This is a genomic window from Actinomycetota bacterium (assembly GCA_035765775.1).
GTDB lineage: Bacteria > Actinomycetota > CADDZG01 > JAHWKV01 > JAOPZY01 > DASTWV01.
In genome coordinates, this window is the sequence record DASTWV010000034.1 from 1 (window position 1) to 14,379 (window position 14,379).

At 66.9% G+C, this 14,379-nt stretch carries 15 protein-coding genes; all 15 read right to left on the reverse strand.

Annotated elements, in window-relative coordinates; translation table 11 throughout:
- Positions 1–1,004: 1,004 nt before the first annotated feature.
- Positions 1,005–1,604: a hypothetical protein gene (locus VFW71_07135; GenBank protein HEU5002533.1), complete on the reverse strand. Its 600-nt coding sequence runs from the start codon at positions 1,602–1,604 to the stop codon at positions 1,005–1,007.
- 91 nt (positions 1,605–1,695) lie between these two features.
- Entirely contained in the window at positions 1,696–2,883 is a 1,188-nt protein-coding gene (locus VFW71_07140; protein HEU5002534.1) for a DUF262 domain-containing protein, read from the reverse strand.
- Positions 2,880–3,245: a hypothetical protein gene (locus tag VFW71_07145; GenBank protein ID HEU5002535.1), complete on the reverse strand. Its 366-nt coding sequence runs from the start codon at positions 3,243–3,245 to the stop codon at positions 2,880–2,882. Before VFW71_07145 ends, VFW71_07140 begins: the two co-directional genes overlap by 4 nt.
- Before the next feature lie 154 nt (positions 3,246–3,399).
- A complete protein-coding gene (locus tag VFW71_07150; protein ID HEU5002536.1) occupies positions 3,400–6,477 on the reverse strand; it encodes a LysM peptidoglycan-binding domain-containing protein in 3,078 nt (1,025 codons plus the stop codon).
- Between the two features lie 191 nt (positions 6,478–6,668).
- Complete coding sequence (locus VFW71_07155; protein HEU5002537.1) at positions 6,669–7,103, reverse strand: hypothetical protein; 435 nt, start codon at positions 7,101–7,103, stop codon at positions 6,669–6,671.
- Between the two features lie 620 nt (positions 7,104–7,723).
- Positions 7,724–8,275 carry a hypothetical protein gene (locus VFW71_07160; protein HEU5002538.1) on the reverse strand — a complete coding sequence of 184 codons (552 nt, stop codon included), beginning with the start codon at positions 8,273–8,275 and terminating at the stop codon, positions 7,724–7,726.
- Between the two features lie 143 nt (positions 8,276–8,418).
- A complete protein-coding gene (locus VFW71_07165; protein HEU5002539.1) occupies positions 8,419–8,832 on the reverse strand; it encodes a pilus assembly protein TadG-related protein in 414 nt (137 codons plus the stop codon).
- A complete protein-coding gene (locus VFW71_07170; protein HEU5002540.1) occupies positions 8,829–9,257 on the reverse strand; it encodes a TadE/TadG family type IV pilus assembly protein in 429 nt (142 codons plus the stop codon). The genes VFW71_07165 and VFW71_07170 overlap by 4 nt, the downstream gene beginning before the upstream one ends.
- The gene (locus VFW71_07175; GenBank protein HEU5002541.1) at positions 9,254–9,634 is read right to left on the reverse strand and encodes a TadE/TadG family type IV pilus assembly protein; all 381 of its coding nucleotides are present in this window, start codon (positions 9,632–9,634) and stop codon (positions 9,254–9,256) included. Before VFW71_07175 ends, VFW71_07170 begins: the two co-directional genes overlap by 4 nt.
- Before the next feature lie 17 nt (positions 9,635–9,651).
- Entirely contained in the window at positions 9,652–9,921 is a 270-nt protein-coding gene (locus tag VFW71_07180; GenBank protein ID HEU5002542.1) for a hypothetical protein, read from the reverse strand.
- 77 nt (positions 9,922–9,998) lie between these two features.
- Entirely contained in the window at positions 9,999–10,889 is an 891-nt protein-coding gene (locus tag VFW71_07185) for a type II secretion system F family protein (GenBank protein HEU5002543.1), read from the reverse strand.
- Positions 10,886–11,686, reverse strand: a complete 801-nt coding sequence (locus VFW71_07190) for a type II secretion system F family protein (GenBank protein ID HEU5002544.1) — start codon at positions 11,684–11,686, stop codon at positions 10,886–10,888. The genes VFW71_07185 and VFW71_07190 overlap by 4 nt, the downstream gene beginning before the upstream one ends.
- Complete coding sequence (locus VFW71_07195) at positions 11,683–12,948, reverse strand: ATPase, T2SS/T4P/T4SS family (GenBank protein ID HEU5002545.1); 1,266 nt, start codon at positions 12,946–12,948, stop codon at positions 11,683–11,685. The genes VFW71_07190 and VFW71_07195 overlap by 4 nt, the downstream gene beginning before the upstream one ends.
- The gene (locus tag VFW71_07200; GenBank protein HEU5002546.1) at positions 12,938–13,669 is read right to left on the reverse strand and encodes a hypothetical protein; all 732 of its coding nucleotides are present in this window, start codon (positions 13,667–13,669) and stop codon (positions 12,938–12,940) included. The genes VFW71_07195 and VFW71_07200 overlap by 11 nt, the downstream gene beginning before the upstream one ends.
- 12 nt (positions 13,670–13,681) lie before the next feature.
- Positions 13,682–14,359: an RcpC/CpaB family pilus assembly protein gene (locus tag VFW71_07205; GenBank protein HEU5002547.1), complete on the reverse strand. Its 678-nt coding sequence runs from the start codon at positions 14,357–14,359 to the stop codon at positions 13,682–13,684.
- Positions 14,360–14,379 lie beyond the last annotated feature (20 nt).

Sequence of the window (14,379 nt, forward strand, 5' to 3'; positions counted from 1 at the left end):
AGCCGCAGCACCTCTTCGATCTTGCGCATGGGTAGCCTCTTCCTGGGCACGCCTGGTCCTCCTTCGAACGGCAACTGGGGAGTCGCCATTCAAGGGGACCGCGTGCCCGCCTTGGTGGATCTGGACCAAGGCGCTACCCCGCCGGGGGTCAGGTGTCCGGAATCAGCCGGAACGAGTGTCCACTTTCAACTGGACTCGGTGTCCGGATTCAATCGGAATCGGTGTCCGGATTCGCCCGGCCTACACAGCTCCGAGCGCAACGCCGACGCACGAATCGTGCATCAGATGCAACTTTGGGGCCGAACATCCATTCTCACGAGGCACGCGGATCGAGCTATGGGCCCTGCTCGTGGGGGACCATCGAACCTGGATCATCCCTCACCTCTGACTTGCGAAGTGGCAGGTCAGCTGGCAGTTGTGGCTTCGGCAGGGTCGCGTTCAGCGAGTCCTGCGCCCCCCCGCTGTGCCCGACATAAGATAGATTATTACCAAACCCCGTGATAGTTGGGAATCGGCTTTATGGACCATACCATCTCTTGCTGGGACTGTAGTGAACCAGGCCGAGCCGCGTCTCTTGCAGAAGGCGAAGAGTTCCCGCGATAGACGGTCCCCATACCGCGCGCAGGTCCTTTGGGCAATGAGAGACTCGAAACCGCTTCACAGCAGACGCAAAGCACCCAGGGCTACCAACACCTGCCAAACCACCAGGGGCACCATAAGCATCCACACTAGGTCGAAGATCTGCAGGACGGGTTCGCTCGATCCGGAGCAGCAGGTCCGCACAACGTCTAGGCCCAGGGGGACAAGAGTGAGCCATGAAATCGCGGTCACAACAGCCAACACGGCGGCGACGGCCGCCACCCTTCTCAAAGCCGAGAGTCGGGGGCCACCGTCTCGGTGCCGTTCAACGTCGAGCGCTCGTGCCTGCTCGGAAGTGAAGAGGGTGATTAGAACCAGGAGCACACCAACCAGAGTCGAGGCGTCCCCGACTCGCCCGACCAGGGTCACCGTCGTCGGCGACTGACCTCGGGTGGTGGGGCAGACAACCCGAGCGAAGAAAGTGTATCAATGTCGCCGCTATCCCTGTGCACTGTTCTTGTCATCTCGAAGCTGCGCTGGAGTGCCGAGGGCTCAGCGACATCTTGAAGATGCAGCCGAACGATTTCCGACCAAGCGGTTTCGTACGTGGCGCTCTCGGTGAACCTCAGCCGCCACTTTTCACCCGTTTCCACCGATCCCGTGGAGGTGACTGTGGCGTCTTGCCTCATGCGCAGCAGGGCCTGCTGGCGCAGTTCCTGTTCGTAGGTCGCCCGGGCATTCGTAAGTATGCTCCTAGCCGCCGACCGGGGGATTCGAAACAGCAGCTCGACTTCCCGTTCGCTCAAGATACGACCCACCCGGCGGCAGGCGTAACGGATGAGGTCGGCGCGCAACGAGGTCACCGAGGACGGCACGGGCCCGGTTCCCACAATGAGCTCCAAAGCCTCGTCAACGTGGGCGTTCAGCGTCGCATCCACCAACTGCTCGGCAGAGGCGACCTCCACGCCAGCCAATGCAACGAACTTGTCGACGGCTTCTTGCCGCTTTCCTTCGTTGATCTCCATGGTTCCTCTGATCTGGGGGGCTAGGCCGCCAAGTCTAGATCGTCGCGGGAGAAGCCCGCGCTGAGGGCTCAACTGAATGGCGCGGCAGTTCCTATCGAGCACCCTTGGCAAGGTTGTGCGTCGGGCACAGCACCTGCGCGTTTGCCAAGGTGGTGGCGCCTCCCTTCGCCCAAGCCTCGACGTGATCCGCATGAAACGAGGCGAAGTCGACAACAAGACCACATCCACTGTGCTGGCATCTGCCGCCATCGCGGTAATACATCGCGGCGCGCTCCTCGGGACTGAATATTCGCTTCGGATCACGACGTGGGATGTCCGGGGCGAACTCAGCCAGTCCCCCGAGGACGTACCGATGCCTGGTTTCCAAGGAGCGCTTCTGGTCTGATGAGTGAGCGAGCGCGAGCCGAAAGTCGCCATAAGCCGCATCGTCGCCTAGGTGCTTCTGGTCGAGCATTCGCATCGCGTGCAGCACGGCCTGCTCGCTGCCTGCAAACACCAGATCCGTCCACAACGAGTAGATCCCGTAGGCTACTGACACGACTTGACCCCGGTTCCTTAATACGGGATCCCTCGTGCTGAAGACCCCACCGAGCCAGTCGATAACCTGCCGGAGCCGCTTTGCATTGTCATCCGGCGCCCAAGCGGCCCGGGTCCTGTACAGCGTGAGCAGATCAGACTTGCGAACGTCGCCGAAGCCTTCGACCGCAAGCCGAGCAAGCTGCGAAGCCACGTGGCGATGTGCGCCACGATTGCTGGAGAAAGCGACCCGCTCGGAGAAGAACGCCTTCTCGGCCAGCGCTTGCACGAAGTCGTGCATGCCTCCCGCAACAGCGTTCAATTCCTCCGCAGCGTTGAGCCGGACGCCCATCTGCAGCCGGAGAAACATCTCTCGAATGGCCTCGTCATCGGCGTCCCTGATCACCGAGAAGCTCAGCTGGTAGTCATCGATCGCGTCCGAAACGTCGATCGGGACCGATGCATAGCTTCGGCCGGCGAGGTGAACGCCAGACTCCCTCGGAAGCTTCAACTCGTTCGCCAGGAAGGCCACGATCGCGTTGAGCCGTTGCTGACCATCCACAACTTCGGACGGTCCACCATCGACCTCACGGATGAAGAACTTCGGCAAGTCGTACCCGCGAAGCATGCTGTCGATTAGCAATGATTGCCGGCGTCGACTCCAAACGCTTCCACGCTGGTACTCGGGTGCCAGGTCGATCTCGCCCTTCTGGAGCCTCTTGTACACGCTCAGAGCAGAAAGCTGCTTCGCGTCGACCTTCATTTGTCGCGGCCCTCACTCCATGGCGGAGCGCTCTGTTCCGCGGCTCTCAGAAAACCGAGCACGTCAAAGCCATGCTGTTGCAGCCGCTCTTTCGCCACGCGACGTTCCTCTTCAGTGAACAGGTTCTCATACCAGGGAAGCAGCACGTACGCCTCGACGCTCCTATCCAGTCGCCGATGTTCCCACAGGGTGGTGAACCCGTCTGACGCGTCCGGTCCTCTGAGTAACACGCGCGCAGCCGCGATGCCGCCATGTCGGGCTACCATTTGGTTGAATCGCGTGGGGCTGTATCCGATCTCGCGCTTCAAGACTTCCCCGCCATTGACCATGTCACGGTGAAACGCCCGTTCCGCCTCATCCATACTCCAGGTCACCCTTCCTAGAAGGCGCCAACGCGTCGCTCGCTGGGCCAGAACCTGGGCATCCATCGATGCCTACGTGCATGGTCCCCAGATCAATGGAAGTTCGCCAGAAGGCGTTGACCTGGGGGTAAGTCGTCACGAGAGACCGCGTGCCTTAGCGGACAGCCTCGCGCCGGATGAGGCGTAGCCGGCGCCGGGGGCTGTTCCCGTTGACCTCGGACACCAACGCGGGTGGGACGCCGCTAGTGTCCAACGTGGACGTCTGACGGGCGCCGGCGGCGGAAAGTAGCGAGCGGTAAAGCTCTTCCGCGCGAGGTCCGGGCGGTGGCAGCGTGGCGGCGCTCAGAAGGGCCTGGTATCGGCCGTAGAGGTCGATCAGACCCGGCCGGTCGTCGAGTCCTCGAGGGCCCGCTGCACCCTGGCAGCGCAGCGCGCACAACCACAGGTCTTCGTTGAGAATGCCGGCGAGCAGGGGCTCGAGGGCGTCCAGTGCTTCGCGAGGCCTGTTTGCAGCGCAGAGGTGCTCGGCGAGGGTCAGCGCCGCCCAGGCGACTTTGCTCTGCTGCGTGGTGCGCAGGTTCTCCTTCTCCACCCAAGCCACGGCCTCGCTATTGCGGTCCGGGTCGAGGAGGGTCCCGGTGTAAGTTGCGAGCATCCTCCGGAGGGCAGCGATGGATTCCGGATGCGCCTTCGCGGCGGCCCAGGCACGGTCGAACTCGGCGACGTCGACTTCGATGCCGAGCTCGGTCGCGAGGCGGTAACCCTGCCCAGACTGCTGCGCGATGAGCTCGGTCCCCTTGGGTGGCACTTCGCCCGGGTTGCTGGAGGTCCACGACGCCAGGAGCCACCGGCGTGCCTCCGACACTGCGGCGTACAGGTCCTGATGGGTGGAGCGGAGGTCATCCCCCTTGTTTAAGGCCTGCCGTACTTGATCGGCGTCTACCCATCCTGGGTGGGCGGCCAGGAACGCTAGAGCGTCTCGGGTAGCCCTCCTCCCCCGGCCGGGCTGGGCCACTCTCTCTCCGCGAGCGTCCGTGACGCGCAGGGTGCCGAAGAGGCCAACGTGGACCACTGCTTTACTGGCCACCAGCTGCAGCTGCTCGTCGCCATCGTCGGGGTCTTCGTACGGTGGCCAGTCGGTGTCCGGTACCTCGACATTGTCAGGAGGTTCCTCGTCGGCGACGGGTGCCAGCTCATCCAGCACGGGTTGCGGGAGGAGGCACGGGCTCAGGGATTCACGATCGATACCCTCGCCCTCCATATAGAGAATGCCGTCGGCGTTCAGGATCAGCTGGCGGGGCGCAACGCGGTAATCGCCGACAATCACAGCGCCGATGCCTAGGCCCTGGCTGCGGGTGAGGAGCGGGACCCACGCTTCGACCTCGCCGGCGGGCAGGATCAGGACACTGGCCCGCACACGGTCGTCCGGGTGAGTGATGACGTGGGTGGCCAAGTCTTGCAGCTGGTGCCCGGCGATGACTGTGGCGTTGGTTTGTAGCAGCTCCTCCAGCTCGAGGCGAACGGACTCCTGCTCCCCCAGCGAGACGTGACGCACCGGCACAAGTTCGGAGTCGGTCTCGGCAAAGCCCGGCGGTAGAGCTCCGCCAACGACAATGACCTCGAGGTCGTCGGGCAGGCAGCGCGCCCGGGCCGCCAGGATCATGGCTGCGACCAGCGATGGCGCCTCCCCCCCGTCCGCGGCAATGTGCCCGCCCAGCAGCGGGGCGTGGAGCGTGCTGTCGTTTCGGCTGCCAACCGGGACCAAAATGCCGTCGGCGAGCGCGTTCATTCCCCGGACGATCGGTGCCGGCGCGCTGTCGGAGATCAGACCCGCGAGCCGATTGCCGACAGGCCGGAACTCCACCCGGACATGTTCGTCCTCGTAAAGGTCGGGACACGGTGCGTCGGCAGCGACGTCCAGGACGAAGGTGGTTGGCTCACCCTCCCAGCAGCTGAGGACCTTGGGCACCACTCCCCCGTTGGCGTTCGCCCAGCGCTGCAACACGGTTTCGGCCAGGGCGCCGAGGCCGTCGAAAGCCGGCCCGAGGCCGGAAGTCCTGAGGGTCGAGAGGATCTCGCCCTCAGGCTCGAGGCGGACTGGGGTCCCGTCCAGGTGGGCCTCATGGAGACGCCGCGCTCGCGCCCGGTGGCGCAGGGCGAGCAGCAGCCCGGCGCTGGAGCCAGCAAGGACGACCCCGCCAGGGACTTCAATGGGGAAACCGTGCGTGCGGCCGTGACCCTGGGATCGCCTCACGTTGGTAACTGGCGCCACCGTTGTATTCGTGGCCGGGGTGAGGGCGGATGCGGTCGTGGGCGACACAACGGGGACGGCCGGCGCCGGGGCCTGAGGGCTGACCGGCGCGGGGGTCACAGCCGATACCGGCGGTTTCACGGCCGGGAGGGGCTCAGCCGGGACGACGGGGACAGTTGCGGCCGCCGGCGGTGCTGGCGCCGTGATGCGGGCAGGGGCCGACACGCTCGGAGGGATCACGAGGGTCCATCCCGCCTCGATGAATCGGGGCCGGTCCAGCCGTTCGCCGTACGGACCCACCACTCGGTTGTGGTTGGCGCTGAATAGCTGACTCGAGCGCTCGGCGATCTCTGTCTCGCTGGTCCCCGCCGGCGCGTAGTGGGCGGCGATGCTGTACAGGCTCTCGCCTTCGGCGACGGTGTGAAGCACGGCGGCCGGCCGACTATCAACGCCATTGCCGGGTGCACATGGGATGGCTAGCTGGTCGCCGGGGTGGATCAGGTTCGGGTTCTTGATCTGCGGGTTGGCGCCAGCGATGGCGCGCCACTGGGAGGCGTCGCCGCAGTCGGCCAGGGCGACGCTCGAGAGAGTGTCACCCCGGGTCACCGTGTACGTGGCGCCTCTGTCGGTTGAGCCATCGGGGGCGGGTGAATGTGCCGGCGTGAGTGCGGGCAAGGGTGTGGGGCTCGGGCTGGGCGGGGCGAGTTGCGTGACTGCCTGGCCTGCCGGCAGGTGGCCGATGGAGGCGGATGCCCTCAGTGCGGGCGCCATGACTGCCGCGACGAAGACGGTGTCGAGAATGACGCGGACGGACGTTGGGACTACACGATTGCGGATACTGAGGACGGCGCTCGCCGGGCCTTTGAATCTCAGGTGATGGGCGACGAAGCCCAGCAGGCTGAGCACCGTGATGGTCAGGCAGTAGGCCCACAGGGCCCAGACGACCCATACCCCTACGTGCGCGAGCGCAGTCAGCTTCACGCTCGCCGGCGCTAGGGCGAAGGCGTGGAGGGACTGCCCTGACGGCGCTGCCGGACGGTGGAGGCCTCCGTTTGGGTGGATGGTCGTGAGGAGAATCGCCGGGACGCCAATAACGACCGCGAGAACCTCGAAGCCGGCGGCAAAGCGCCTCGGCCTGGCAGTGTAGGTAGGCAAGCGGCGGGACATTTTGGTCAACCCCGGGCCGTAACGAGGCTGTCGATGATCTGGACGGGGTAACTGAGCGTTGCGCTGCGCCGGATGGCCGGTAGCGGGATCTGGGGGCCGCCGTTGACCGAGTAGCTCACCGCGAAGTTGAAGGTCAGCGAAACCGTGACGCTGGAACTCGGCGCCGTCCAGCAGTGCGTCACCGAGCCCGGCACGATGGCGTCGATATGGGTCGGAGTACCGTCGAAGGTGCAGTCGGCGTGCGCGGTGGCGGGGGTGTATGCCGCTTGCCACGGAACACCAAGCGACGAGCTCGACAGTGGCGGGGACCCGTCACCGAAGGTCCAGACGTACGAGGTCGGCGTGGCCACGATGGCGATGCTGACGCCAGGCGTGGGGGGCGTCACTCGAATCGGCCCGCCGTTGTAGCCGGTGGCGTAGAACCAGGTATCCACATGCACCGTACCCCCGCCTACTGGCGGGTTGGCTTGGATGGCAACGTTCGGCATACGGATCTGGCCGGCGGCGGACTCAGCGATGGTCTGGATCTGCGCCGGTGTCGGAGCCCGCACTGGGGCCGGGGCACCCGGCTTAGGTGGGGTCAGGAACGCGAACCCCTTCGGCACCCCGCTGCAGGAGACGATTACGAGGGTATCCGAGCCCATGTTGTTCGAGCTGACGGTTCCATAGTTGGGCAGGGGTTGCCCGTTGTACGTCACCTGCGTCCCTGGGGGCGGGGTCGAGGCCTGGGGCCCGACCACATCGCGGAAGGGTAGTTGGACTCCTGACGGGATAGTGGTGCTCGCCGTGCACGATGGCCCCGAACGATGGGGGCCCGACTTCGGCACGCTGGACCCCGAACCGGCTTGCACGTTCGTGGCGCCACCACCCACTGCGTAATCGACGGTCCCGTTTTGCTGGTTGGTCGTCGCAAGGGCTGTGAAGGTACTGCCATCTGGCAACAGCGACACTGGAGGGGATATTGGAGCTGCCGGTGCTGGCGACGGAGGAGGTTGGGCGACGGCCGGAGCCGCGATTAAGAGCAATCCAGTTGTGACGCTGAGTATGCCTGCGAGCCTGCTCACTTTTTGAAGTCCTGGAAGTGCTCACTCGCTTTCCACGTGCCGTCCTCGATTACGAACGAGAAGCTCGATGTCACCGAAGTCGCCGGTGCGGGTGACCCAACAGGCTCTAAGGTCGTCGGTTTCACATACTGCGCAGTCTCGGTCGACTGGATGTGAATCGACACGAAGCTGTACGGCTGAGGCGACATCACTACCCGCAACACTGTCACTTGGGTGCCGGTGCTCAATCCGTAGCCGGACTGCTGCAGGGTCTGAAACCTTTGCTTTAACGCACCGAGCTCATCACCGGTTGCGACCAGTGGAAGTACGGAAGCGTCGAGCCTTTCCGACGATTGATTCACAACCTCGTTGAATCGGTTCATTACTTCCAACATTACGGCCTGCTGCTGATCCGCTGGCAACGCAGCGAAGGCCTCGAAAGTCGTAGCCGGGACGGGGGCGGGCAACGAGGGCGTGCCTCCCGGCGGACTCGCCGAATTGCCCGGAGTTGGCTGGTGGTGCTGCGTCCAGTGTCCGAGGACGAGCCAACCGCCGGCGGTCAGCGCCACCACAACCACGAATGTGAGCGCGGCCCACCCGAGCCGCGAGCGGTGCTCCTCCGGGGGCGCAGGCCACGGGCCCGGGGGTCCTATCGGTGGCGGCGCCCCGACCTCAGGCTTGGTCTCAGTTCTCCTGGCCATCGTGGCCTCCCTTACTTGGTCGACACCGGTGCGGACGAGGAGCTTGCGTGCAAGGTCACCGTGGAAATTCCGATGAACTGATCGAATGCCAGATGATAACTCTGCGTGAGGGCCACGGAGATCTGCGACGGGGTCACACTTACTTGCGGGGGGCTCCCGGCATAGCCCGCCGCGCTCAGGTACTGCGTCACCGCCGCCTGCGCCTGCTGGGGATCGATCTGCGGCGTCGCCGTGGTCACCAGAGCGTCCTGGTTCAGGGCGCCGGCCCCTGCCCGCGCTGCGCCGTCGGCGAGGCCCTGGAGCTCCCGGCGCTGGGCCAGCGCCTGTCCCCCGTCGGACACGACGCCGACCAGGGCGATGACGACCAGGACGAAGACGAGGATGACCACCGTCGCCTGCCCCCGCTCGTCTCGCGGCAGGGTCATTGGTTCGTGTACCTCGAGATCGGTTGGGCCGCGCTGGCGGAGATCGTGGCGCTGGACGGCAGCAACCCCAGTCCCGGGATCTCGCTCATGGTGAGGTGGTAGGTCACGACGACCTTGTAGGTGGCACCTGGCGCGAACGGGCCGATGGCATCGACGCTCAACTCCGAGGTGTCCAACTTGTAGTCCGACGCCGCGGACTGCGCCGCTGTTGTGGCCGAGTTCGCCGCCGAGACCGCATCGGGTTGCGTTACGGCGGCCCGGGCTGCTTGCTGGGCAACAGCCAGGACGTCGGCCCGCACCATCCAGAGCCGGCCGACAGTCATGATGATGGCGAGGGCGAGTACCAGAACGGGCATCAGGATCAGGACCTCGAGGACAGCTGCCCCGTCCTCGGAACGTAGGGACCCGCCCCGGCGCCAACTCATGGCAGCTGCTCCACGCGCGCCAGGGCGGAGGCGTGCAGGCCAAAACCACCCAGGCCCGGGATCAGGCTCTGCAGATGGGCCGAAACCGATACCAAGATCTGACCGGCGCCGGCGGGCGCAACCGTGATCTGTGGCGCCGTACTCATCGACGACACGCCCGCCATGAGTAGCTGGGCGCGTTGCTGGGCAGCGGCGGCCTCTCCGCCGTGGGTCGACGCCTGTGCGGCTCCCTCCTGCGCGGCGGCGATGGTGGTCTGCTCGGCGTTGTACCAGATGGCGAACTGGATCAACCCGAGGAGCACGAACAGCAGGAGCGGCAACACGAGCAACAGTTCAAGCGTTGCCTGCCCTCCGTCGTTCGCGCCCCGGTACTGCATCCCTCGCACTCCCTGCCTCAGTTGAGCGAGTCGATGTTCTTGATCACACGGCTGGCGAATGCCGATACCGAGCCGGTCAGCGCCTGCAGGATGGTGAGGAACGCGACTACCCCCACCGACAGCAGCAGGATGTACTCGACGACGGCCATGCCCTCGTCGCTGGTGCGGAGCCGATGGGGCAGTCCCCCTACCCGCTCCCCCACCGACATCTGAAGAGCCAGCATGAAAGCGCCTGCTGACAGCCACGCCGAGGCCAGCCTGGACTCGGCGCTTCGGATGCTCTCCATCAAGTTGCCTCCTTTTGCTCAAATCGCTTCTGAATTAAGTGGTCATGACTTGTGCACGTTGTCAAGGGACTCCTTTGTCAGCCATGGGCGATCCGGATCAGAGCCGCGGCCGTCGGATAGATCAGCAGGAGGGCGACCCCTGGGAACACCAGGCCGGCTTGGACCACCACCATCAGGACCTCGGCTCGTTGCCCAGCAATGCGGGCGTCTCGGCTGTGGCGGTCGCCGATCGCCGCCGCCTGGGCCATGACGGTGTCCGCGACCGCCGCCCCACGCTCCGCAGCCCGCAGCGTGGTCGCCAGCTCTTGGGCTTCCTCGAGTCCCGTCCTGGCTGCCAGATCCTCCAGGGCATCCGCCGGCCCGCGGTGCTGAGCGGCGGCGCGGCCCAGGGCGGTGCGCAGTTCCTCGCCGAACGCCCCCTGCGCCTGGGAGGCGGAGCGGACCGCATCGCTGATACCGGCTCCCCCGGAAACCCGCAAGGCGATGTCGAGGCAGGCGACCGCCAGTCCGCCCTCCAGAGCCACCCCACGTGCTCGTGCCTCCTCCCGGATGATGCGGTCCGGCAGCAGCCAGGCACCGACGGCGATGGCGACGCTCAGCCAGATCGGCATATGGAACCCCAGCGTGCGCATGGCTGCGGGGACCCCCACTGCGAACGCTGCGACCGAGACCACCTTCGTCGCGACGAACAGAGGCACGGAGTCGCTCCGACCTGCCAGCGCGAGGTCCCGACCAATCCGTCCCGTGTCCAGGTGCGTCAGTCGGGCGAGGAGCTCCCCCATCGACTCCATGGCCGGCCGGAGCGCCTCCAGCGCGGCGAACCGGAAGACGGACGGCGGCGGCACCGGTCGCATCGACCACGGGCGCAGCGCATCCACTCGCTGCGCAAGTGTCGGCTTCCGCCGCCCGGCCACCACCATCGCCACCCCGGTGGCGAACATGATGGCCAGGACGATGTCAGCGATCACGCCCGTACCCTCGCCAGCGAGCGCCCGATCCACCACGCAGCGGCTACCAGCCCGAAGCCCACCAGCATCACCAGCTGCCCCTGCACTGTGTTGTAACTGCGAAGGAAGTTCGGGCTCGCCGCCCGGAGGTACAGCATCAGAACGAGAGGTACGGCTCCAAGGAGGTTGGCGCTGATGCGGAGCTGGGTCTGGCGGGCGTGGATCTCATGCGTGGTCCTCGCCTGCAACGACGCTGCGTCCGACACCGCGCCGAGGAGAGGCCCCAGGCGGCCGCCGCCCTGGTACGCACTCGCGAGCACCATGGCGAAGCGCTCCAGGAAGGGATCGTCGGTAAGCTCCGCCAACGCCTCCAGGGCCTCCTTCACACCCCGGAGGCGGATCAGTTCCCGCAGGGCAGCCATCTCCCCGGCCAGGACCGGCGGTGCGGCATCGGCCGCACGCACCAGGGCTTCCTTCAGATCGGTGCCGGCCTTGACCGCGGTCCGAAGGCGGTCGGTGACTTTCGCCAGCGCTTCCTGGCGGGCGAGCCGTTGGCGGGCCGCCCGTGCGTTCACGTAGGCCTTGGGCGCCAAGGCGCCCACCACCGCCGCCACCACCGTCACGGCCGCCCAGCGGGTGAGGAGGAAAGCAGCCAGCGCCGCGGCCGTCGCGACGACAGCGCCTGCCACGCCCTGAACGGATGCCGAGATGACGAGCTCCCCGGCGGAGCGCCGGGATGGCGGCCGGACTCGCTTGCTGGCGCCGTCGATCACGAGCGCGGCCCCGAGGGCGAAGAGCGCCGCCGCCGCCCAGATCACCGCATCCTCCAGCCGGCGCCCTCCAGGCGGTCGGCCCGACGGGGTCGGATCCCGCTGAAGCACAGCTCACCCTCGCGGCGGGTGAACAGGGTGTTGGTCGTGATGACCTCACCGTTCTCGCAACCCGTTACCTCTACGACCTCGCCGACGACCCGCCGGCCGAGCTCGCGGTCCTCCCGCAGGTGCACCAGGAGGTCGACGTTCTCGCCGATCAACTCCTTGGCCGCCCGGGGCGTCCAGTTGGCGCCCTGCGTCACGTACATCTCGAGCTTGCTGAGGCCCCGGCGGCCCTCGTCGGCGTGTACTGTGCAGAAACTACCCGCATGCCCCGAATTCATCGCCAGGAGCATCTCGATGGCTTCGGGGCCACGGACCTCGCCGACCATGATCCGGTCCGGGGTCATGCGCAGTGCGAGGCGCACCAGCTGGCGCATGGTAATGGCGCCCACCCCCTCGATGTTCTCCGGCCGCTCCCGCAGGTCGATCGCATGCGCCACGACCTGTTCGAGCTGCAGCTCGGGGTCCTCCTCGATGGTGATGACCCGCTCGTGGCTCGGAATGGCCGTGCACAGCGCCTGCACGAACGTGGTCTTCCCCGAGAAGGTGGCCCCCGTCACCACGATGTTGAGCCGCCCGATCACCGCGGCCGTGAGGAACGCCGCCAGGGTGTCGTCGATGGTGCCGGCGTCTACCAGGTCCTGGAGGGACCGCACCCGAAGGCGAGGTACCCGGATCGTGAGCCGCGGGTGCGAGCTGATCGCCACCACCGCGGTCACCCGGCACCCGTTCGGCAGATGCACGGTCACGTACGGGGCGGCGTCGTCGATCCGGCCGCCCCCGATCTCGATGATGCGGGTGATGAGGCTGCGCAGGTCGTCGTCCGAGCTCAAGCCGGGGTGGAACACCTCGATGCGGTTGCCGACGCGGCGCAGCATCCCTTGGCTGGGCGTATCCACGCACACCTCTTCGCAATCGGGCTGGCGGTCGTCGCAGTACTGCGCCAGCGCGGCGCCGATGTCGAAGAGCTCGTCCCACAGGTACTGCGCGAGCAACTTCTGTCCGGGAATCCGCAACGCGCCCTGGCCGACGGCCGAACGCTCCTGATCGATCTCATCGCAGAACCGCAGGAGCGCCGGTTCGGCCCGCGCCTTCTCGGCCTCACTCAGCTCGGTCAGCGCCTTGCCGGGGAATAACCGGGTAAGCATCTGCCCCGCTCGGGGAGCCACGTCGCGCGCCAAGAACGCCAGAGCGTCAGGCTCCATCGGGGATCACCTTTCTGCTCGCGACCGGCGCCGCCTGTGCCCGGGCGGTGGGCACGATCACGTCCGCCAGCCGCTCGTAGGCCCGCTCTGCCCGACCCGTCACGGGCCGCTGCTCCTGGCGCGCTCGGCGCATCTCATCGGGTTCCCACGGCACGCCGCCCAGCACTGGCACGCCGACCAGCTCGCCGACCTCCGCGAGCTCGGCCTTGGCGGTGCTACCGGTGACGATGATCGCCACCCGCCTGCGCAGTGCCGGTCCTAGGGCCTGGAGAGCCTGCTCCCCCGCCAGGATGCCGACCGGGTCCCGTACCACCACCAGCACGATCCGCTCGCACATGGCCAGCACCGCCAGACCCGGTCCGGGCAGCCGCCCGGCGTCGACGAGAACGTGGGGCCCCAGCCCCGCTCCCACCCGGGCGACCTCGGCCAGATCGATACCGGCCGCATCGCTTGCCCGCGGCACGCCACCGATCACCGCCAGGCGGTGCAGCGTCTGGATCTGCTCGACCAGGGCCGCCGGTGTCGGCTCCACTCCTCCGTACGCCAGCGGCCACAACCCCTTGCGGGGGTCCCCGCCCAGGTACGCGCTCAGCACACCCCCCGCCGGGTCGAGGTCGAGTGCGACAACGCGCTGGCTGCGACTGGCGCCGGCGGCCCCCACGTTGGCGACTGCGAGGGTTGCACCGGGGGCTCCCTTGCCCGCAGTGAAACCGGTGAGCACGCTCTTCGCCCCCTATCGGTTGGCCAGGGCCAGGTCGACCTTGTAGGCCCGGTAGGCGGCATCCAAGGTCGTGGCCTGCCCCGGCGTCAGGACCAACGTCACATAGACCGCCGGCGACCCGGCTTGCGTGCTGGGCGTCGCCACCCCTCGGACCGCTACCCCGCTGAGAACTTCGGCCGCTGCCGGGGATGCCCCCGGCGCCACGGTTGTCGGGGCCGCGAACACGTCCACACTGTCTCCAGCCCGCAGGGTCCCCCCCACCGCCTGCTCCGGCGCGAGCGACAGCGTCATCGCGACGTCCCCGGGCGGTAGCGCCGGCTGGGTGCCCACGTCGTGCGGGTCGAGGATGTCGCCCGGGTAGAGCGGGATCTGAGCCACCTGGCCGATGACACTCCCCCGCTGCCCGCTCGGGATCGCCGGCACCGACGCTCCCACCGGAATTGAGGCCTCCCCTAGGTCCGAGCCGCTGATGACCGAGCCGGCGGCGACCGGCGCCTTCACACTCACCACCAGCTGCGTCTGGCTGTTCCTCTCCAGCCCCAGGAACGCCACGGTGAAGGCCACCAGCGCGAGGACGAATCCCACCAGCACGCGCCGGCTCGACGCCTGTGGTCGATAGCTGGCTGACGGGGGCGGCTGCGAGTCCGGGTAGACCGCTTCCAACGATCTGCTGCGTGTACCCTTTGCCATTGCCTGGACCTCCTACGTAG